23 protein-coding genes and 1 CRISPR repeat array are annotated in these 21,851 nt (G+C 31.1%); of the genes, 10 read left to right on the top strand and 13 right to left on the bottom strand.

Annotated features, from left to right (window positions below; genetic code table 11):
- Positions 1–45: 45 nt before the first annotated feature.
- Entirely contained in the window at positions 46–384 is a 339-nt protein-coding gene (locus METVU_RS05475) for an MJ1244 family protein (protein WP_015733198.1), read from the bottom strand.
- A gap of 217 nt (positions 385–601) precedes the next feature.
- Here METVU_RS05475 and METVU_RS05470 point away from each other — a divergent pair, with 217 nt between their 5' ends.
- Positions 602–1,198, top strand: a complete 597-nt coding sequence (locus tag METVU_RS05470; RefSeq protein WP_015733197.1) for a DUF4352 domain-containing protein — start codon at positions 602–604, stop codon at positions 1,196–1,198.
- Between the two features lie 370 nt (positions 1,199–1,568).
- A CRISPR array of direct repeats spans positions 1,569–1,870; the repeat unit is 30 nt; unit sequence ATTAAAATCAGCACGGATCGTGATGGAAAT.
- A 73-nt stretch (positions 1,871–1,943) separates the two neighbouring features.
- Here the strand turns inward: METVU_RS05470 and METVU_RS05465 are convergent.
- The 8 genes from METVU_RS05465 to ilvD all read right to left on the bottom strand — a co-directional run bounded on the left by METVU_RS05465 (position 1,944) and on the right by ilvD (position 8,569).
- A complete protein-coding gene (locus METVU_RS05465) occupies positions 1,944–3,224 on the bottom strand; it encodes a tRNA(Ile)(2)-agmatinylcytidine synthase (protein ID WP_048196843.1) in 1,281 nt (426 codons plus the stop codon).
- Positions 3,225–3,428: 204 nt separating this feature from the next.
- Positions 3,429–3,704, bottom strand: a complete 276-nt coding sequence (locus METVU_RS05460) for an EMC6-like membrane protein (RefSeq protein WP_015733195.1) — start codon at positions 3,702–3,704, stop codon at positions 3,429–3,431.
- 1 nt (position 3,705) lies between these two features.
- Positions 3,706–3,948, bottom strand: a complete 243-nt coding sequence (locus METVU_RS05455) for a hypothetical protein (protein ID WP_015733194.1) — start codon at positions 3,946–3,948, stop codon at positions 3,706–3,708.
- A 3-nt stretch (positions 3,949–3,951) separates the two neighbouring features.
- The gene (locus METVU_RS05450; protein ID WP_015733193.1) at positions 3,952–4,281 is read right to left on the bottom strand and encodes a PIN domain-containing protein; all 330 of its coding nucleotides are present in this window, start codon (positions 4,279–4,281) and stop codon (positions 3,952–3,954) included.
- The gene (locus METVU_RS05445; protein ID WP_015733192.1) at positions 4,245–4,523 is read right to left on the bottom strand and encodes a hypothetical protein; all 279 of its coding nucleotides are present in this window, start codon (positions 4,521–4,523) and stop codon (positions 4,245–4,247) included. The genes METVU_RS05450 and METVU_RS05445 overlap by 37 nt, the downstream gene beginning before the upstream one ends.
- A gap of 81 nt (positions 4,524–4,604) precedes the next feature.
- On the bottom strand, positions 4,605–5,528 hold the full coding sequence (locus METVU_RS05440) for a manganese-dependent inorganic pyrophosphatase (RefSeq protein WP_015733191.1): 924 nt from the start codon (positions 5,526–5,528) through the stop codon (positions 4,605–4,607).
- 398 nt (positions 5,529–5,926) lie between these two features.
- A complete protein-coding gene (locus METVU_RS05435; RefSeq protein WP_015733190.1) occupies positions 5,927–6,658 on the bottom strand; it encodes a 7-carboxy-7-deazaguanine synthase QueE in 732 nt (243 codons plus the stop codon).
- 255 nt (positions 6,659–6,913) lie between these two features.
- Positions 6,914–8,569, bottom strand: a complete 1,656-nt coding sequence (gene ilvD, locus METVU_RS05430; RefSeq protein ID WP_015733189.1) for a dihydroxy-acid dehydratase — start codon at positions 8,567–8,569, stop codon at positions 6,914–6,916.
- Between the two features lie 243 nt (positions 8,570–8,812).
- On the opposite strand from ilvD, the gene METVU_RS05425 reads away from it, so the two are divergent.
- Positions 8,813–9,010 (top strand): hypothetical protein, encoded by a 198-nt coding sequence (locus METVU_RS05425; RefSeq protein WP_015733188.1) that lies wholly within the window; start codon positions 8,813–8,815, stop codon positions 9,008–9,010.
- 149 nt (positions 9,011–9,159) lie between these two features.
- Here METVU_RS05425 and METVU_RS05420 read toward each other — a convergent pair whose 3' ends face one another.
- Positions 9,160–10,350 carry a preprotein translocase subunit SecD gene (locus METVU_RS05420; RefSeq protein WP_015733187.1) on the bottom strand — a complete coding sequence of 397 codons (1,191 nt, stop codon included), beginning with the start codon at positions 10,348–10,350 and terminating at the stop codon, positions 9,160–9,162.
- 209 nt (positions 10,351–10,559) lie between these two features.
- On the opposite strand from METVU_RS05420, the gene METVU_RS05415 reads away from it, so the two are divergent.
- On the top strand, positions 10,560–10,853 hold the full coding sequence (locus tag METVU_RS05415; RefSeq protein ID WP_015733186.1) for a SemiSWEET transporter: 294 nt from the start codon (positions 10,560–10,562) through the stop codon (positions 10,851–10,853).
- 88 nt (positions 10,854–10,941) lie between these two features.
- A complete protein-coding gene (locus METVU_RS05410) occupies positions 10,942–11,700 on the top strand; it encodes a bifunctional fructose-bisphosphatase/inositol-phosphate phosphatase (RefSeq protein ID WP_015733185.1) in 759 nt (252 codons plus the stop codon).
- A 64-nt stretch (positions 11,701–11,764) separates the two neighbouring features.
- On the opposite strand, the gene pyk is transcribed toward METVU_RS05410, so the two are convergent.
- Positions 11,765–13,099 carry a pyruvate kinase gene (gene pyk, locus METVU_RS05405; RefSeq protein ID WP_015733184.1) on the bottom strand — a complete coding sequence of 445 codons (1,335 nt, stop codon included), beginning with the start codon at positions 13,097–13,099 and terminating at the stop codon, positions 11,765–11,767.
- Positions 13,096–14,682, bottom strand: a complete 1,587-nt coding sequence (locus METVU_RS05400) for a dihydropteroate synthase-like protein (RefSeq protein ID WP_015733183.1) — start codon at positions 14,680–14,682, stop codon at positions 13,096–13,098. The genes pyk and METVU_RS05400 overlap by 4 nt, the downstream gene beginning before the upstream one ends.
- A gap of 314 nt (positions 14,683–14,996) precedes the next feature.
- Here METVU_RS05400 and METVU_RS05395 point away from each other — a divergent pair, with 314 nt between their 5' ends.
- The 6 genes from METVU_RS05395 (at position 14,997) to METVU_RS05370 (ending at position 20,488) form a co-directional block, all read left to right on the top strand.
- Positions 14,997–15,701, top strand: coding sequence for a proteasome assembly chaperone family protein (locus METVU_RS05395; RefSeq protein WP_015733182.1), 705 nt, complete (start codon positions 14,997–14,999; stop codon positions 15,699–15,701).
- Positions 15,702–15,824: 123 nt separating this feature from the next.
- Complete coding sequence (locus METVU_RS05390; RefSeq protein WP_048196840.1) at positions 15,825–16,169, top strand: DUF473 family protein; 345 nt, start codon at positions 15,825–15,827, stop codon at positions 16,167–16,169.
- A 357-nt stretch (positions 16,170–16,526) separates the two neighbouring features.
- Positions 16,527–17,012 (top strand): 50S ribosomal protein L11, encoded by a 486-nt coding sequence (locus METVU_RS05385; protein WP_015733180.1) that lies wholly within the window; start codon positions 16,527–16,529, stop codon positions 17,010–17,012.
- Positions 17,013–17,283: 271 nt separating this feature from the next.
- Positions 17,284–18,075: an SAM hydrolase/SAM-dependent halogenase family protein gene (locus tag METVU_RS05380; protein WP_015733179.1), complete on the top strand. Its 792-nt coding sequence runs from the start codon at positions 17,284–17,286 to the stop codon at positions 18,073–18,075.
- Between the two features lie 76 nt (positions 18,076–18,151).
- Complete coding sequence (locus METVU_RS05375; protein WP_015733178.1) at positions 18,152–19,258, top strand: 60S ribosomal export protein NMD3; 1,107 nt, start codon at positions 18,152–18,154, stop codon at positions 19,256–19,258.
- A gap of 78 nt (positions 19,259–19,336) precedes the next feature.
- Positions 19,337–20,488: a class I SAM-dependent rRNA methyltransferase gene (locus METVU_RS05370; RefSeq protein WP_048196838.1), complete on the top strand. Its 1,152-nt coding sequence runs from the start codon at positions 19,337–19,339 to the stop codon at positions 20,486–20,488.
- Between the two features lie 110 nt (positions 20,489–20,598).
- On the opposite strand, the gene amt is transcribed toward METVU_RS05370, so the two are convergent.
- Positions 20,599–21,759, bottom strand: coding sequence for an ammonium transporter (gene amt, locus METVU_RS05365; RefSeq protein WP_048196836.1), 1,161 nt, complete (start codon positions 21,757–21,759; stop codon positions 20,599–20,601).
- Positions 21,760–21,851 lie beyond the last annotated feature (92 nt).

Raw genomic sequence — 21,851 nt, 5'->3', positions numbered from 1 at the left:
TTTACTTTTCAATACCTAATATTGTCCTTAATATATATTACTGTTTTATTGAACTCTATTAACCTTAACTTTTAATATTGGTATTTTCATAACTGTCCATCTTTCATTTTTAAGTTTGTCTTTTAATAACTCTTCAATTTTTTTAGCCCTTTCTTCTTTTACGACTGTTCCAATAACCACCGCACTCTGGGAATTTTTTATCACTTCATAGACCTTTTCTACGTCTTCAAGATCTTTAATATCCAAGTGTTTAAAATGTTCTGGAGATAATCCCCTATACTTGTGTAAAAAAAACCCAGTAATTCCTGCAAGTGTCATTATGTTTATGGCTCTTCCGACGTTCTTTTCTTCCACAAAGATTTTAAATAGTATTCGTTTTGTCATAAATATCCCCCTTATGAGGAAAAGTTAACACTTTAACTGTTAAAAATGTAGGATATAAACCTTTTCATTTAGTTTTTCTAATGGTGCGAATAAAAGTATATAGAAATTTATATAAACCACTCCTATATTAAAGAACATTTATGTGCACAATTTGAGTTATTATCTACAACATATAAAAATCTAATTCAATTTCATTAACATTAAAAAGGTGGGGGAGTTGGGTTTAAAAACAATACTACTTTTAGGAATCACAATGATAATACTAATATTTACTGCTGTGAATCTTTCAAATTTTTTATATAAGGATTTGTATGGAGTTGAAAATGCCAGTCCATCTATAACTACAAACGAACCGAACAAAGTGGTTGTCTTAAAAGTAGGAGAACCAATAACCTCTTCAAATATAAAAATCGTTGTAGAGAAAATACTTCGAACTCAAAAGATCAAAGGAAATATGGGTTATCGAAAAATAAAAGATAATGAGACGTTTATTGTAGTAAAAGTTAAAATAGAAAATTTAAGAAAAAACGTCTCTTATTATATATCAAATATGGATTTTTTCTTATTAGATGACAAAGGACGAAAATACGACTGTGAAATGAACGTTCTCGATTTAAAACATGCACTAACGATAACTACAATCCCTCCTAAGGAATCGATAGAGGGCTACATAATATACAAAATTCCAAAAGATGTAAAGGTTGTGAAAATATGCTACACATTCAGAAACATACAGAATATTTTTGACTCATGTATGGCAATTTGGGAAGAGAATATGTCTGATATTCCCTACGTAGATGAAATATCCCCATAACTATTTATCTTGTTGTTTGTTTTTGTTTTTTTGATTTTTGAGTTTTTAGTTTAGATTTTTGTTTTTTTATTTGTTTTTTAGTTGGTTTCTGAGGGGTGGTTTGTTTTATTATTTTGTATATTTGGATGTATTTAATTATGGAGTTTTTTTAGAGTTTTTAATTATTTGTAGTTGTTTTTAAAAATCCACGGTTAGTTAAGTGTGTTTTTTGTTTTTATATTTTATTTATTGTTATTTTTTAAATAAAAGTTTGGATTGTTTTGTTATAGGGTTTATAAAGAAAAGAGGTTATCTATGGGTAGAAATTTTATAGTGTAGAAAAATATAAATATAAGTAAAAATATTATAATGAAATAAGAAAAATTACCCTATTAAAATCAGCACGGATCGTGATGGAAATTAGTAATAAAGGATACATATATAACGGATGAACAACATTAAAATCAGCACGGATCGTGATGGAAATGTTTTATTAAGTTCTAAAAAAATACTTGTCATTTTAACCCTCCATTAAAATCAGCACGGATCGTGATGGAAATGTAAATTCATTTTCTAAGTCCATAATATCAATTTTATATTAAAATCAGCACGGATCGTGATGGAAATGTATATATATAATGTGGTTATGAAATCATTATTAGAATTAAAATCAGCACGGATCGTGATGGAAATTAAGAATGAAAATGCGACGGTCTCTGTTAATACCGTTTTATAAAAAATAGTTATTAGAAAAGTAATTAAAACTTTAACTATCATTTTCTAAAAGGTTGAAGTCAATAATCTGAATTGGCTTACTGAGATGTCTTCTTGCAGACCCTGGAACTTCGTAGAATCCGATTTTTATCTGTCGTTCAATTTCTATTTTTTTTATGTTTTCGTAGGGAATTATGATTTTGCATTTTTTACATTTGTAGCCAAGTTTTTTCCCTTTTGATTTTAATGTTCCTCCGCAATTTGGACATTTTTTATCTTTAATATATTTTTTTGCCAATTTTAGGATTTTTATTTTCTCAATATTTATTTCAAGGGGATATTCTCTTACTGTTCCATAAACGGCTACATAGTCCCCAATAATTAACTCTCTAACAATATCTCTGAATCTTTTTGTAGGTTCGTAGGCAATACAGCCGATCTCTCCTGTTTCATCAGATATGGTAAATAAAACATGCCCTCCTTCTATATTTTTAGGATTTTTAATAACTTTTCCATAAACAATTACTCCTGTATTTGGATAGATCTCTTTAATTTTCATATTCCTTAAATGAACATCAGTCCCTTGATTTGTTTTAAAAATTGTGTATTTTTCCGGGGTTTCTCCTTTAATCATTTCTTTTGCTTTTAATAGCACTTCTTTATTTATCCCTCTTATACCATAAAGGACAGGGCAGGGAGTATTTGGCGTTATTAACACTTTTTCGTTTTCATAATCATAGTTATCGTAGGTATATGGAAATGTAGATTTATCCATCTCTATAACGCTTTTTTCATCAATATTTCTTTTTTTACCCCACATTTCTTTTTTTCTATAAGTCAATAACTCGTATGTGTATGGAGGTGTTGAAGAAACAGCCCCTAATGCACCAATAATTCCTCTTCCAAGTTTGTATTTTATAAATTGCCCTCCAATTTTTGAAATAAATCTTTCAGCAAAATCAATGTCAACTATATCATATAGAACTTTTTTGTAATACTGTTGCAGTTCTTCTTTATGTTCTTTATATTTCTCTTCGTCTATAAAAACAATCCCAGGGTTTGTGTTATCGCAATCAAAGTCAGAGTATTTTTCAACTAATTTTATTGTTATATTTTTAATCTCTTCTTTATCTTTTGATGATAAATTATCCAATATTCTAAGTGAGATTCCACCATTTCCTCGCGTTTTATATTTAACTGCTGGATTCATTCTTATCAATTTTGGAAGATCTAATGTGTATCCGTTTTCTCTCAGTGTTTCAAGCAGTAGTGTGGCTATATAGGTTGTGCAGTATTTATTTGGGCTGTCTGTGTCATCTATTCCTATAAACAAGTTGATCACCTGGATGAATTTTAAATCATTTTAAATTGGTTTGTATAAATTTATTTGGGTAAGATAATTGTGATAATTTTAAAGCTTTGATGTTAATTATAAAGATAAATATTATTGAAATTAAAAAAGAGAATTAGAACTCAAATCAGAATTTTTATTGAATAGCTAAATAAAAATTATTAAAATTAAATTAGTTTAATGAGTTTATATTAAGTTGTTATATTTTAGGATCCATACGACTATTGCCACTAAAAAAAACGGAAGAACTCCACAACTTAACCACTGCTTTTGGTTTAAACTACTCTCTCCAAAAAGTTTGGCGGATAGGTGTCCAGAGATCACTGCTCCGATGAACAAGAATATCAATGTTGCAATTCCACTGAACATTCCTAATCCAGCAGTGTATACATAATTTGCCAAATATCCAAAAATGATTCCTCCAATTGTATGAAGTGAACAGCATTTTCCTTCTAAATCCATTTTAATCCCTCTCAATAGAGTTTACTGTATATATTGTTATCTTTTCTTTCGGTCTCTTTGAATCAGTAAAAGAGTAATCAACTACAACCTCAACATCATCATTAGTAGAATAAAACTCCCTAATATTTAAAATTTTGTCTCCAACTTTTAACAAAAACGCAAACTTCCTCTTCGTTTTTAATGAACCCTTATCTATCTCTATAACCTCTTTTTTGCATTTTGGTTTTATTATGGAATAGTGCATAAATCATCCCTCAATTATAACATCAAATTCATTAAAAATCTCTTTTACATTTGAAAAATGATTATCTTTTGTTATAAGTTTCATTTTTCTATTTATTGCAATTGCTGAAACAAGAATATCAACTGCTGGAATTGGCTTCCCAATTTTTAAAAGTTTGTTTGAAAGTTTTATAGCTAAGGAATAATCTTCTTTTGATGGATATATAATTTTTAAGCCAAGTTTTAATGCCTTTGGAAATTCAACAATACTAAAAATTGTAGTATATCCGTTTAGTTCTTCATTATTTTTATAGGCCTCTATGATCTTGTTTGTATCATAGATTGTCTTTTCCATTCTTCCTCCCTCATTTTCTTATATCCCTTTTCATAAACTTCTAAATCGGTTTCCTCAATGTCTTTTTTAAACTCTTTTCCAAGTTCTTTAAGAAGTTCCTCTGATGAAATCTCATAAGATTCTTCTATTTTTCTCAAATAATCAACTATTGCCTTTCTTGCAACTTCACTCCACTTTATTTCCCTATGTTTTTTCATTTTAAGATATATCTCTTCTGGAATTGATAGTGTTATATTTGGCATGGTCTCACCAAAAGTATTTTATGTGAATACACATATTTATGTGTTCTTATTTATTGTTAAAAAATTAAAATCTAAAAAGATTTAGCCATTATAAGCCCTCTCCAATGGAGGAACAACCTGCTTCTTCCTTGACATAACTCCTTCTAAGAAAACACTGTTTCCTTCAACTTTGACGTTAAAGGCCTTTTCAAACATCTCCTTATTACCAACAACCAATGCCTCACTACCCTCTTTCATAATATCGGTTATCAAAAACACAATCAAATCATATCCCTCATTCTTCAATTTCTCTTCCAATAATTTGTAAATATCTTCTTTTTTACTCTCAACTTCACTAACATCTATAACTTCAACTTGCCCAATTCCAACTTTCTTTCCATTGAAATCAAAGTTCTTGAAGTCCATATTAATAATTTCTTCTGGTTTCAACTTACCAACAATTGACTTTGCCTTTAAAATTTCCATTCCAAACTCTTCTATATTGCTTATTCCAGCAATTTCAGCTAACTTTTTAGCCATCTCTTTATCTAATTCAGTTGTTGTTGGTGATTTGAATAAAACAGTATCTGATATAATTGCACTTAATAATAAGCCGGCTAAATCTGCTCCTAATGTTTTCTTCTTTCCTCCAATTAAATCGATAGCATCTTTAAAGTAGAGTTCAGCTATAACTGTTGCTGTTGAACCAACTGGCTTAGCATAGTATAAAATTGGCTCAGTTGTTGTTAAACCAACTTTGTGATGGTCTATAATAGCTATTAACTTCCCTTCTTCTAAATCATCAAGCCCTTGACTCTTTTCTGAGTGATCAACTAAAATTATTTCTTTACCCTTAGCTGAGGTTATCAGTTCTGGCTCCATAACTCCAAATTTTCTCAAAACAAACTCTGTTTCTGGATTTACATCCCCCAATCTTGCAGGATAGCAATCTAAGAAGTATGCTAAAACAATAGCTGAGGCAATACTGTCAGTATCTGGGCTTTTATGCCCTACAACATATTTCATCCTATCACCTTTCTGTTGGTTAGTTTGCTAAAAATTTATATAATTAGCAATATATTATTAAATATTGCCCCTCAACGAAACCGACCCACATGGAGCACATCCAGAGAGTTGCGATGATAGCGGGTTCGAAGTTGAGGGGACAGTTTTTCAGTTGTGGGGATCTGGGCGCGTCGCGAGAAGAGAGCATTCGCTCAATGAGGATGATCGCGATACAGCAAGATCCCCTACAAATATTTCCTTCTGTTTATGTTTGTTTTATTGTTAATGTTTTTGTTTAAATGTTTGAGAGTAATAAAATTATTTTTATTTTTTATTGTAATGTTTATTATAGCTAAAATGTTAATAATTTCCATATTTAATTTTATATTATAATATGTAATAATTATAATATAATTGAACTACAATATGTTTAGGATCTTGTGTATTTGCAAAGTTAACATTACATTATCTTTTAAATGTTCTCCACATGCCTCCATAATTTTAAATAGAGTTTTTTGGGAGGGGGGTTGTATATTATTTATTGGCGTGGCTGGTTGTATACACAACATCACATCCCCTATATCACTTAAATCTTTTGAAATCTCAACTAAATCATTTATTTTACTATCTTTTGTTATTACAATTTTTGCATACACATCTGTTCCCATATTGTAAAATTTTTTAATTGTTTTTAACTCATTCTTGTATATTTTTTTATACTCCTCTTCTCCTATGTTTTTAAAGTGATCCTTTAATTTTATATCAATTGATGCAATGTCAAAATGAAAAACTCTTTCTGGAAATATGCCATTGCTTTCTAAAAATGTCCTATATCCAAGATTTTTTAAAATTTTAGATATTTCTTTAATTTCTTTATGATATAAAAGGGGCTCTCCTCCGGTAAACGAGACCGAAAACAAATCTGGTGTTTTTAATTTATTCACTGCTTTTATAATATCCTCTTCACTTTCAAGATTCTGTTTTTCAAATTTTCCACTACTTGGATATTGCTCAACTAAGTTAACATGTTTTTTATGTTCTTCATCGCAATACAAACAATTTAATGGACAACCAGCAAATCTTATAAATATGAATCTTCTTCCAATATACTTTCCCTCTCCCATTATTGAGTTAAATATCTCTCTTATCATGTCTTCACCACTTTTGAGTTGGACGATTACAGTTGAATTCTAATTTAATTTGGATGGCAATTAACATTATAATAGCATAAAACTTAATAAAATTTAATAATAAGAAACGATGAAAAATAAAACTAAACATGCATGATATTAAAGATAAAAATATAGAAACAGAAACTTTTATTCGAAAACATTTAAATCATTTAAAAATTTTTTAAAGAAATCACAGAGAAAAATTAATTGTTAAGTTTGAAAATTTGTTTATGATTATCTCAGAACTGCCCCTTCATCAGCAGATGTAACCAGCTTAGCGTATCTTGCCAAGTATCCTTTCTTAACTTTTGGTTCTGGTTTTTTCCATTTTGATAATCTCTCTTTTATCTCCTCTTCTTCTAAACACAGATCTAATTTCTTACCTATCATATCTATTTTTATACGATCCCCATCTTCAACTATTGCTATCGGCCCTCCAGCCATTGCTTCTGGAGAAACATGCCCAATACAAGGTCCTCTACTTCCTCCACTAAATCTTCCATCTGTTATTAAAGCCACAGAATCATCTAACCCCATTCCGCATATTGCTGAGGTTGGGGCTAACATCTCTCTCATTCCTGGACCTCCTGCTGGACCTTCATATCTTATCACAACTACATCTCCTTTTTCTATATCTCCTCCTAATATCGCATCAACTGCCTCTTCTTCACTGTTAAAGACCCTCGCTGTTCCTTCAAATTTATACATTTTTGGATCCACTGCTCCAATCTTAACCACTGCACCTTTAGGAGCTAAACTTCCTTTTAATATTCTCAATCCTGCAGTTTTATGGACCGGTTTATCTATGGGTCTTATTACATTGTAATCAATATATTTAACCTCTTTAATTATTTCCTCTACTGTCTTTCCGCTAACTGTTAAGCAGTTCTTTCTAATCTTCTCTTCCAATACCTTTAAAACTGCTGGAATTCCACCTGCTTTATGTAAATCAATTATAAAATGCTCTCCTCCCGGTCTTAAAGAGGCAATATGGGGAACTTCTTCAGATAACCTATCAAAATCATCCAAAGTTATAAATCTTGGTTCTATCTCATTAGCTATCGCTGGAATGTGGAGGGTTGTGTTGGTTGATCCTCCAAGGGCTAAATCTACCAAAATAGCATTCTCAAATGCCTCTTTTGTTAGTATCTTATCAGGAGTTATGTTATTTTTGACCAATTCCACTATCCTCATTCCGCTTTTTTTAGCTATTCTAACTTTTTCAGCGGTTGTTGCATGCGAGGTTGCACAGTAGGGAAGAGACAACCCCATGGCTTCTGTTAAACAGGCCATTGTGTTTGCAGTAAAAAGTCCTGCACAACTACCTGCTCCAGGGCATGCAATATCTTCAATCTCTTTAAGTTCTTCTTCTGTAATTTTTTTTGAGAAGTATTCTCCAACTCCTTCAAATACACTTATTAAGTCGTATTTTTTTCCTCTTAGTTCTCCTGGAAACATTGCCCCTCCTGTAACTACTATAAAGGGAAGTCCTGTCCTTATAGCTCCCATTATCATTCCGGGAACTATTTTATCACAACTTGGAATTAAAACTAATCCATCAAATCCGTGTGCCTTTGCCATACTCTCTACTGTATCTGCAATGATCTCTCTTGATGGAAGAGAATATTTCATTCCCTCATGTCCCATTGCTATTCCATCACAGATGGCCATTGTGTTAAACTCAAAAGCCGTTCCTCCATTTGCGTAAATTCCCTTTTTTACTGCCTCTGCGAGATCTTTTAGGTGAATATGGCCAGGAACTACTTCGGTAAAGCTATTAACAACCCCAATGAATGGTTTTTCTAATTCTTCATCTGTATATCCGCAGGCCTTTAATAAACTTCTATTGGGTGCTCTTTTTATCCCTTTTTTTACATTGTCGCTTATCATTTTTTCCCTTCGTATTTTTGTTTTATTTTTTTAGGTTTATTTGTTTTATTTGATGTTGGTATTATGTTATATAATTTTTGTCGTTTTTAATATAACTACATATTTAGATTATAGAAAATCCAAAAAATTTTAATAGTTATAAAATAACTTTTAATTGAAAAAGAACGATGTTATTCATACAAATTACCAAAAATTTTATATAGCATAATACTAATTTAAGTTTTAGTATTAACAGGTGGAAGTATGGATGATATTGATAGAAAAGCAGTTATGTTATTGTTGAATGCCACCTTGATGAGTGAAGAGGAAATAGAAAAAACTTTAAAAGTGTTAAGACGAATGGCAAGAATTAAAAAAAGAAGAGAAAAAAATATAAGATCCATAAAAGATGTTTTAGATTATTGGGCATGTCAGGCCTATAAAACATCAATGAAAGCATAAAAAGTATAAAAAGTTATAATTTGGATTTACTATTTTATTTTTTTATTTATTTTTTACTTTTCTTTTATATAAGAAATGAAATAGTTAAAAGGTTATTTGTTCACAATATTTCTTCTTTTATAGTTTTATTTTTATCTCTTTCTTATTTATTAAAACTTTTTAAACATCTCTTCAATGATTCTCGCGAATGCAGGTCTTGTTATAAAGATCCCTATTAAAACCCCTGCTATTGTGGTTATTGCAAACCCTTTCAACATTCCTACTCCAAGAACGAAGAGAGGTAGCATTGCTGCGATTGATGTTGATGCAGACGCAAATATAATGAAGAAAGCTCTTTTAATACTTGCTCTGATCTTTCCAGCACCTTTTTTCAACGCTTCATCTGTTATAACTATCTGGTTATCAACACCAGTCCCTACCGCTGCAATAATCCCTGCAATTGATGGAAGATCCAACTTCCAACCAATTAGGGATGCAAAGCCCAGTATAATTATAACCTCTGAGATACAGGTTATTAAAATTGGAATTGCTATCTTTGGTTGTTTGTATCTAATACTAATAATTGTCCCAACCGCTATAAATGCCAGTAGTAAAGCAATAGCCGTTCCTTTTAAAAAGTCCTTACCGAACTCTGGAGATATTGTTGACATATATTCAATATTCAATTTTACTGGTAGAGCCCCTGATTTTAAAGCAGAATATATAGCCATGGCCTCGTCGATTTCTTCTTTTGTTGGAGGATAACTACCAACAGTAATAACCTGTTTTGGATGAGGTTTTCCATCTGCTAAGTCAGGAGATAAGACAGGAGCGGAGATTAACTTCCCATCCATGTATAGATAAACTTTATGATATGCTTTTCCTTTTGCTACTTCTGCAAATTTTTTTGCTCCATCTAACGTAAGTTCAAAAGGAACTCCATATGCCCAGTTATTTCCTTCAGGGATCTTCTGTGGAAGTTCAACATTTTGAACATCACTTCCCGTGTAGGCAGTTATATTATCAATTTTAGCTACAAAAACCCCTTGTTGTTTCAGTATTTTAATTATTCGATCTGTGTCGCAACTTTTCGGGATTTCTACTACAATTTCATCATTCCCTCTTGGATAGATTATAACATCGTTCAATCCATTATAGTTTAATCTCTCTGTAATAATCCTAATTGTTGCCTCGATTTCTTTGTCGTTCATCGGTTTATCGGCCTTTAAAACTATGATCGTTCCTCCGCTCAGATCAATCCCAAATTGCAAACCTTTAAATGCAATGAGCAGTATTGATGCCGTGACAACTATTATTAAAAGTAAAATTCGCTTATCTTTTAGAAGGTTCGGTATTTTCATTCATCCCACCTTTAAATAATTAAAATTTCTTACACTATTTCGTTAAATTTATATATAATGGTTGGTTGTAGATTTAATACTTCAAATGCTATTTTATATACTACCCGTATTTAAATAGTAGGCAATTTCATCTCATCAATAATAACCTTATCCTCTAAATGTTTAAGATTTTTAAATTTAAATTCGAGTATTAAGTGGGTGATTAATGTATGAAATTTGATGTTACGATTATTGGATATATTGCAGGAACATTAACGACGTTTGCATCTCTTCCTCAATTAATAAAGTCAATACGGGAAAAGGATATGAGCAACATTTCTCTGGTTTTTGTTATAACATTCACAACTGGATTAACACTATGGTTAATATATGGAATATTAAAGAATGATTACCCAATAATAGTATTTAACATTTTGTCTTTGATGTTTTGGATTCCAATAACTTATTTAAAAATTAAGGATGAGTTAAGCCGATCTGATCATAAAACATCCAGGAACATTTAACATAATGCCAGATAATATAACGATATAGCATGCAAAAATAAATAATTAATTAAATAATTAATAAAAATCTTTTATTTGAGGGGTATTTATGGATTGGAGTAAGATTGGTAAAAGAATTGCAATTGAAATTGAAAAAGAAGTTTTACAGTATTTCGGAAGGAAAGATAGATCATATGTTATTGGCACATCTCCAAGTGGTGATGAGACAGAAATATTCGACAAGGTAAGTGAAGATATTGCCTTAAAATACTTAGAACCGTTGGGTGTGAATATTGTTAGTGAGGAGTTAGGGGCAATTGATAAAGGGAGTGAATGGACAGTAGTTATAGATCCAATTGATGGGTCGTTTAATTTCATCAATGGAATTCCATTTTTTGGCTTCTGTTTTGGTGTTTTTAAAAATAATAATCCCTACTTTGGATTAACCTACGAGTTCTTAACCAAAAGATTCTATGAAGCGAAAATAGGAGAAGGTGCTTTTTTAAATGGAAAAAGAATAAAAGTTAAAGATTTTAATCCAAAGGATGTAATTATAAGCTACTATCCTGATGAAAACGTTGATATAAAAAAACTTAGGGAAAAAATAAAAAGAGTTAGGATATTTGGAGCGTTTGGATTGGAGATGTGTTATGTTGCTAACGGCATTTTGGATGCGATCTTTGATGTTAGGCCGAAGGTTAGGGCTGTGGATATTGCCTCCTCTTACATAATTTGCAAGGAGGCGGGGGCAATAATAACTGATGAAAATGGAGAGGAGTTAAAGTTCGAACTCAACGCAACTGATCGAATAAAAGTTTTGGTTGCTAACAGCAAAGAAATGCTTAATATCATACTGGATATTATTTAAATATTATTTAATTTAAGTTATTTGGATATTGTTCAATAGATCGACATTTAATAATTCCCCTCGTTTAGATCCTCTCCACTTTTATAGTGTTGGTTTTTTTGTGGCCAATTGGATGGCCGAGTGTAATTAGATAGATCCCTTTTCCAATTTCTTTTTTTGCAATTTCTCTACATGCGTTTATCACACTTTCCATATCTTCAAATTCATCAATTAAACAGCTTTCTACGCCCCAGACCAACCTAAGTTTTCTTAGAGTAGAGAGATTTGGAGTAGGTGCGATGATTCTATTGTCTATCCTCAGTTTAGATATTAGTTTGGCTGTTCTTCCCGAGTAGGTTGGAGTGATCACAAGATCGGTGTTGAGTTTTTTGTAAAGTTCATAAACAGCATAGACAAGCCCTTCATCGATACTTTCAACATCCAAACATGTTCTATCCCCAAATTCATTATAATGTTCGTCTGCTACTTTTGCTACTTTATTTAAAACTTTTATTGCCTCTACTGGATACTTCCCGATTGTTGTTTCATTGGAAAGCATTAAACAGTCAGTTCCATCGTATATGGCATTGGCAATATCCGTAACCTCTGCTCTTGTTGGAAATGGATTGTAAACCATAGAATCAAGTATTTGAGTTGCAGTTATGGACAAGATTCCGCATTTATTTGCAACTCTTAAAATATTTTTTTGCTCTATTGGAATGTTTTCAATAGGAATTTCTACCCCAAGATCTCCCCGTGCTACCATCAATCCATCACTTTCTTTTGCTATCTCTTTTACATTTTTTAGCCCTTTCTTTGTCTCTATTTTTGATATTACCTCACAACCTCCCCCAAGTTGCTTAATAATATTTTTAAGTTCTTTAACATCATTTTTATCCCTAACAAAAGATAGTGCAATATATTCAAACTCATTTTCTACTGCAAATTTTATATTCTTCATGTCTTCCTCATCGATAATTGGAAGATCGATCTCTGTATCTGGAAGATTAACCCCCATTCCCTCTTTTATCTCCCCTCCAATCTCTACCACTGCAACAATGTCATCATCTTTTTTCTCTAAAACTTTTAATTTAATTTTTCCATCGTTAATTAAGATAAAATGCCCCTTTTCAATAGTTTTTATATCGTAGTTTAAGATAATGTCCTTGCCAATTATCACTTTTTCTCCCTTTTTAAGGATGTTATTTTTTAAATTAACTTTTTTAATCCTTATTTTTATCCCTTTCAAGTCCATTACTTTTGATATGTTATTTTTTTCAAGAGTATTTAAAAATCTATTGCAATAATCAGTTGTAGCATGAGACATGTTAAATCTAACGCCATCTATTAAATCTATAACCTTATCTAACTTATCTTCAATTGAAGGACCTAATGTTATTAATATTTTAGTTTTTCTCATTCTTCCCACCAAAATTCGTTATAAAACAAATCAAAATCCTGATTATATTTTTTACCAATCCTTAAAGCAATTTCCGCTTTTGCTAATTCCCTCCCCAGATAGGATGCATGATCTAATTTTTTTATTAAATTTAATCTTATTGCTGTCTCATATATCTCTTTTGGTGTTTTTCCCCTAATCATTAGTATGGGATCTCTTCTTTTATTAAAGTATATTGCTACAATTTCTTTATTTTTTCTGTCAATCTCTATTTTAAAACTTCCTTCATCTAATATCTGCCGTTCGTTCTCTTTGGCTCTTATCACTTCGATGGAGTAGTTTTTAAAAGTTATCTCTTCTTCAAACCTTTTATCTTTATAATTTATTAAATTAAATCCCACGTCTTTCGGCAAGGAATTCCTTTTTTTAGACAGAAACATCATCTTTGATGCAATTTTAAGCTCTTTTATTGAAAATTTGCATTTTGCACTTGCTTCTGGTGTAAATAATATATTAGCACCAATTTCAGATCCAATAGCAGTTAACAAGGCGTTGACTCCATTACTATCTGCATCAAAAAGCTCTGTTACATTCCCAACACCGAAGAACATAGGTATCTTGTTTCTCATTTTAAAACTTCTACACGCGATAACACTCTCAACAAAATTACATCCTTCGTTATTTACAGGTTCCAAGATAGGATCTGCTACAATTTTCCCTATTCCTGCATCTATTAACCTTTTAATGTTTTTTTCTAATGATTTAACCTTATCTTCGATTGTTTCGGGAATATAGTTTATTTTGTAGTTTGTGGGCAATACAACAACTGCCGTCTCAGCATCTTTCAAATATGGGATCAGATCTTCCAAATTTCCAGCATCTACGCTTAGAATCATATCTGCTCCTAAATTTATCGCTTCTATTAACTCTTTGGTATTTAGTGTATCTACACTTATCGGATTATCGGTTAAATCTCTCGCAATCTTCAACATGTCTTTTATTTTATCGGTATTGTCTTCATTGCTTACCATTCCTAAATCGATCATATCTGCCCCGCTCTCTAAATAATAATTTATTTTTTCTTCGAGTTCTTTTTCTTTTAACCATGGGGCATGAACTATTTCTCCTAAAACTCTCATTGGAAAGCTATCTCCAACTTTTAGATTTCCTATTTTTATATCTCCCTCTCCAAGAGGGAGATCTTCCGCTTTTTGGATCTCTTCTTCACATCTTTTTTTGATTATTTCTAAGAGTTGCAAATCGGCATATTCTTTTGTGGAGAGTGTTATTTTATCTAAATTTTCAATTAATATGGGAATATCGGACGCTTCTCTTGTGGATTTAAAACACCTCACTCCCGTTTCTTCTTCAACCTTTTTTAAATCATGTCTTATCAATCCAGTTACTAAAACAAAATCATAAATCTCTTTTAATTTTTTACCAATTTTGTCCTCTAACGTTTTTATTTCTTTAATTATCAAATTAGGAGTTAAAAATGCTGCTACTGAAATATCCGCAATGTGAACATCCACAAATTCAAACCTCTCAACAGCTTTTTTTACTTTTTCTCCTGCAAGTTTTCCAGTTATTATTAAAATTCTCATCTTTACCCCTCAAACAACACAAATAATACATAATATTGTAAATAATTACAAATCCTCACAACTAATAATTATTAATGATTAGGCACAAATATGCTAAAAAACTTAGGAAATAAAACGTTAAATAAAAACATTAAAATAACGGCTAAAAACTAAGTAAACTATAATAATAGAACTAATAATTAAGATATAACATGCCTTATTTTTATAATCTTATTTATTAAATATTAAATAATATTTATTTAATTTTAATTAATTATAAAAGTGATTATGTGATATAGATACATAATTGAACATTGTAAACAAAGGGGATGATTATGAGATTTATTGAAAAGGAAGATATAAACTTCAACAACCCAGTAATATTGGAAGCTTTTCCAGGAACTGGATTAGTGGGGAGCATTGCAGGTTTTCAAATAATAAAAGAGTTGAATCTAAAATATTTCGGATACTTTGAGGTTGAAGGAGTTCCTCCTCTAACGACGATTGAAAACGGTATTCCATATCCTCCAGTTAGAGCATATGCAAAAGAAGATCTTGTAGTGTTATTTTCAGATGTTATAATCCCACCAGCAAAAATAAACGAACTCTCAAGGTTGATAGTAGAAACATTTTTGGAGAAAGATGCAAAACTTTTTATTTCACTTGGAGGTTTAATGGCTGGAAAATCTGAAAAAGTATTTGGAATTGCAAACAATAATAAAATGATAGAGTATTTAAAAAATTATGTCGAAATATTTAAATTTGGAGTTGTTGGAGGGATGAGTGGGAATATTTTAATTAGATGCGGTGATGCAGGAATAGATGCAGTTGGTTTGTTAGCTGAGACAGTGGGAATTAGACCAGATCCTCGCGGGGGTGCTAATCTTTTAGAAATATTAAACAAAATGTTAGATATAAACGTTAATGTTGAAAATTTAATTAAAGAAGCGGAAGCCATTGAAAATAAGCTCAAAGAATTAGCAGAACAACACTTAAAAATGATGTCAAAGAGTAAAAAAGAATATCCTATGTATATTTAAAGCATATAGGTATTTTTATTGTATTCCTATTATATCACATGCAAATCTACGAATTGATATTAACTAAATATAACTAAATAATATTAAATAATAAAACTTTTGATTCGATATTTTGGTGATATGATGAAGGTTTGCGGATTGTTTGGAATAAATGAAACCGCTATTAACGAATTTATCGAAAATCATATAAAAACGTTCACAATAATCAACGCATTAAACTTAGATGTTGTAAAAACGTTAAAAAATGGAGATTTAGTATTTATAACCTCAACACTTAGAGAAGACGTTAGAAACGGAACTGATGGAGTGCTGGGAAGGGTTATAAATGTGGATATAATTCCTCAAATAGTAAAAGGATTCGAAGAGAAAGAAGTTATTGCTGGAAGGGTAAAGTTAGAAATGCTCGGATTTGCCAAATGTGTCAAAATTGATGATATTAATATAGAAATTGCATTTAGAATTTATTAAATATTATCTAAATACATAATTCTTTCATATTTCATATACTAAAAAATCAACCAAAACTAACTTTATATTTTACTATCATCTCAAATATTATTAACATTTTAACATCAATGATACGTGTTGAAAGGGAGAAGGATAACTTTATATACTCATTTATGCATTAACTATTCTATCACATAAACATTTAAACTTCAAAACAAAAACACACAATACAACAATCCATACCTATACAGGGGATCTTAACATTTTAAATAAAGCAATTTAAATAACCCAAACAAAATACTAAATGCAAATACCAAATACTAAAATAAAAATTTTTAATAAAATTTTAAAATCCTAAAATACAATGAGGTGAATTTTATGGCTAAGGAGGTAGTTGAAGTATTAGTTACCGGAGGAAGAGCAACTGCAGGGCCACCATTAGGACCAGCAATTGGACCATTGGGAGTTAATGTTATGCAAGTAGTTAATGAAATAAACGAAAAAACAAAGGACTATGAAGGAATGCAAGTTCCAGTTAAAGTTATAGTAGATACTGAAACAAGAAAATTTGAAATTGAAGTAGGAATTCCTCCAACAACTGCTTTAATTAAAAAAGAGTTGGGAATTGAGACAGCCGCTCATGAACCAAGACACGAAGTTGTAGGAAATCTTTCCTTAGACCAAGTTATAAAAGTTGCTAAAATGAAGAGAGATGCTATGCTTTCTTACACATTAAAGAATGCAGTAAAAGAGGTTTTAGGAACTTGTGGTTCAATGGGTGTAACAGTTGAAGGAAAAGATCCTAAAGAAGTTCAAAAAGAAATAGATGAAGGCGTTTATGACGAATATTTCAAAGAAGAATAAATATAAAAAATTAAACAAATTATTTTATTTTATCTTATTTTCCCTTTTTATCTTTTCTTTTAGTATTTTTATTTCCTGCTTTATTTTTGATTTTTACCTTTTTACCATTATTTATATTTTTAATTTTATATTAATTTTATAATTAGTTATATTAGCGATTTAAATAACATCTAACGTTTAATTTGAATTTATTACATAACCAATTTTAATAAGTCCGATAACCAATAATTCAAAAACTTAAAAAATAAAAATAGAAAATTGGTGATTTTAGATGAATATAATTACCCTAACCACCGACTTTGGAACAAGAGAAGGATACGTTGGAGCAATGAAAGGAAAAATTATATCCCTATTAAAAGATAAAGATCAAGATAGGGATGTAAAGATCGTAGATATATCCCATGAAATAGAGCCATTTAACATATATCACGGAGCATATGTTCTCCTAACATCAATTCCTCACTTCCCTCCATCAGTCCATATTGCAGTAGTAGATCCAACAGTAGGTAGCGAGAGAAACTCCATAGTGATAAAAACAGAACGAGGAGATTATCTCGTAGGGCCAGATAATGGATTATTCACATATGTTGTAAAAAAACTTGGAGTTAAAGAAATTTTTAGAATAGATGAGGAGAAATACTCTCCATCATCAACGTTCCACGGAAGAGATATTTATGCAGTAGTCGGAGCTGAGATCTTAAAAGAAGGAAAGTATGAAGGAGAGCGTTTAAGAGATTTTGTGAAATTAGATGAAGTAAAAAAGAAAATTATACACATCGATAGATTTGGAAATATTATAACAAATATTAAAAAAGATGAAATATCTTTCACACACGGGGATGAGATAAAAATAAAAATAATTCACAAACAAAAAAATAAAATTAGGACTGAAAAAATAATAAAATGCAAATTTGTAAAGTCCTATTTTGAAGGAAAAGATGATTTAATATGTTTAGTAAACAGTGAAGGGTTTTTAGAGATTTCGAAATTTATGGATAATGCCTCTAAACTGCTCAATGTTAATTACTTAGATGAAATTGAAATTATGGGAAAAGAAAAATAAAAAATAAAGTAATAATAACCAAATAATATCATAAGCAAGTAATAAAACAAAATGACAAAAGGAGGTGTATCGATTTATGAAAATTAGAGGAGTATGTTATAGATGTGGAGCAGAGGATGAGTTGATAGATGGTTTATGCCCCCTCTGCTATGCCCAAGAACACCCATTAATAGAAGTTCCAAACAGAGTGGAAGTTGAGGTCTGCCATCTGTGTGGATCTTATAAAAGAAAAGTATGGCAAACACCAAAAGGAGAAGATGCTTACGAAATATTGGAAGAAATTGCCTACTACGCCACAAAAGATGCAATTAAAAAAAAGAGCGTTATGGTAGATGTTGAGATCTATCCAAAAATTACACAACTTCCCGGAGGAAAGAGGAGTAAGTTAATAATTCCCGTCCATATAATTGCAGAAGGGAGATTACCTGGAGAAAAAGAGAACAGAACAGAAGAAAGAGATATTGAAGTGCATATAAGGATGGTTCAGTGTCCAAGGTGTTCAAGATTCATGTCAAACTACTATGAGGCAACACTCCAAATTAGAGCAATGAATCGATATTTAACGGAAGAAGAAAGAGAAATATTAGATAAATTTGTTAGGGAAGAGTTATTAAAAAGATTAAAAAAAGATAGGATGGCATTTATTTCTAAATTTATTCCACAAAAAGAAGGATTGGACTATCAACTTGGTTCAGTAGGGGCAGCAAGAAATGTGGCTCAGAGAATTAAGGAGAAATATGGGGGAAAAATTACAGAAACCGCTACGTTAATTGGCGTAGATAGGGATAGTGGTAAAGATCTCTATCGAGTAACCGTCTCTGTAAGAATTCCAGAGTATAGGGTGGGAGATGTTGTGATCTATAAAGAAAAACCCTACCTCGTTAGTGCAATAACAGAAGATAAAGTTTATATGAAATCCCTTGACAGCAGAAGAGAGAAGATAGGAATTCCTTGGCATATTGCTGAAAAAGAGACAAAAATATCTAAAAGAGATAATGACTTAGAAACAGCAACCGTTATCTCAACAAATCCTAATATAATGGTAATGGATGATAAAAACTACGAAATTTACGAATTCGATAAAATTGAAGGTATGGAGTTAAAAGAAGGAGATAAAGTTAAAGTATATAAAAAAGATGATATTCCGTATCTTGTTAGCAAAAAAGATGATAAAGAAGAGTAAAAGATTCAATAAAATAAAAAAGTTAATAAAAAACTAAAAATAGAAAAAAATAAAAGAAATTAAGAAGTGGTGATCTGATTGGTAGAGTTAGAAGTGGATAAAAGAGCTTACAACTCAATACAAAATTTTTCTAAAATAATTTATACAAAGGCAGTAGTAAATAAAGAAGATCTCCCAAAAAAAGAGGAAATTGTTATTTTAACATACAAAGGAAAATTTGTAGCAAAAGCCCTATACAACCCAAATTCAGTGATTATAAAAATATTGACAACCAAAAACGAGGATATTGATTACGATTTTTTTTATAAAAGAATATTAAATGCAAAACTATACAGAGAAGAAATTTTAAACTACAAAAACACTTATAGATGGATATATGCCGAGGGAGACGAGCTTCCAACAATAATCTTCGACAAATACAACGAACTTGGAGCAATGCAATTAATGTCAAAACTAATAGAAAAAAAATATTTAAACGAAATAATAGAGGCACTATTTGAGTTATCTGATTTAGAAACCATATATGTAAAAAAAGGAAAAAAAGGAGAGAAAATAAAGGATAAAATTTTTGGAAATAAGAAAAAATTCGAGACGGTTATTCAAGAGGGAGAAGCGAAGTTTAAGGTTAATGTTAAAGGACATAAAACTGGCTTTTTCTTGGATCAGAGGGAGAATAGGTTATATCTTGAGAGGTTTATAAAAGAGGGGGATAGGGTTTTGGATGTATGCTGTTATACTGGGGGTTTTTCTGTTCATGCAGCTATTAGAGGGGCAGAGGTTGTTGGAGTTGATCTATCAAAAAAAGCCCTAAAAACTGCTGAGGAGAATATGGAGTTAAACAATATTCCAAAGGATAAATATGAGTTTATAGAAGGGAATGCATTTAAAATTATGGAAGAATTTATAGAAGACGGAGAGAGGTTTGATGTCGTTATATTAGACCCCCCTGCTTTTGCTCAGACAGAGAAAAATTTAAAAAATGCTTTGAGAGCATATTCCTCTCTAAACTACCTTGGAATTAGATTAACAAATAGGATGTTGATTACTTGTTCATGCTCTCATCATGTAGATAAGGAGTTGTTTAAAAAAACAGTTATTTCATCTGCTTTTAGGGCTAAAAAAAATATGGTAATTGTTGATTATAAAGGACAAGCCCCAGATCATCCGATTACAATAGGAAACAGAAATTTGGAATATTTGAAATGCATGTTTTTGAGTGTCAGAAGATAATTTTTTATTTTTTTGTTTTTATCTTTATTTTCTATTTTTTCTATATCCTATTCTTCGTTCTTAATTTAGCTTTTCTGAGTATATAATAAAATGTGTAAAAAGAATTAGATCTATTCTTCTGAGTATGCAGTTGTTTGCAAGATTGCACTATCTAAACCGACTTTTTCTGCTTCTTTATCGACTCTTAAACCGATAGTTAGATCTAATCCTTTGTAGATAATTAATCCTCCAACAATTGCAATTAAAGCAATAACAATGGCTCCAATTATTTGCCCAGTTAAAGAGACCTTAGAAACAGCATCTGATCTCAATAAAAATGGGATTCCTGCACAGATAACTCCAATTAATCCACTCATTGCATGAACTGGGCCGATAGCACAGACATCATCAATCTTTAACTTTTCTTCTATAAACTTGTAGGTAAATGGTTGTTGAAGACCTGCAATCAATCCAACTATTAAAGCACCAATTGGTGTGAATATATCCGCTCCACTACAAACAGCGACTAAACCAGCACACATACCGTTAGCTGTGTAGAGAGGATCGTTTCTTGAGCTTAACGCCCCTCCTATAATTCCTCCTGCTAAGGCCATAGTGGTTGCCAAAGCCACGCTTGCTAACTCAACACCGCTTGATAGATCTGAAGCACTTCCAACGTTAAATCCATACCATCCAAACGCTAATATAAAAGCCCCTAAAACAGCTATTGGAATATTATGCCCAGGAATTGCCTGTGGTTTTCCATTTATATATTTGTCAATTCTTGGTCCTAAGACATAAGCAGCCATTAAACCAACCAAACCTCCAAACAAATGAACTGCCCCACTTCCTGCAAAATCGTGGAAGTTAATTCCCATCAAACTGGCAAAACCGCCTCCCCAAACCAAGTGCTCAACAATTGGATATAAAATACCTCCAACTATTAAAGCACCAATAAAGTAAGGTAGAATTTTTATTCTCTCAGCAACCCCTCCTGTTATTATAGTTACAGCAGCAGCGGCAAACATAACCATCTTCATCCACCAAGCTCCCAAATCGGCGTTAAATGTTCCTGTTATCAGGGGGAGTATATTCTCCAAACCATAGGAGATCCCATAACCAATAAATAGATAAGCGATAAACACCGCTGCCAAATCCAATAACTTTAAAACACAATGATATGATACGTTTTTAGCCCTAAATTGTCCGATTTCCAACGCTATAAACCCTGCTTTCATAAAAAATATCAACGATGCAGCCCACATAAAAAAGAAAACATTAACACCATCCATATGTTTCACCTCAAACACTTTTATAGGAATTGACCTACCTACTACCCATCTTCCTAATTCCTCTAATAGAAACACTTAAATATATACTTTTC

The sequence above is a fragment of the Methanocaldococcus vulcanius M7 genome (assembly GCF_000024625.1).
GTDB lineage: Archaea > AGJL01 > Methanococci > Methanococcales > Methanocaldococcaceae > Methanocaldococcus > Methanocaldococcus vulcanius.
The sequence above is the reverse complement of the archived record's forward strand: the minus strand, read 5'-3'. Positions and strand labels throughout refer to the sequence as shown.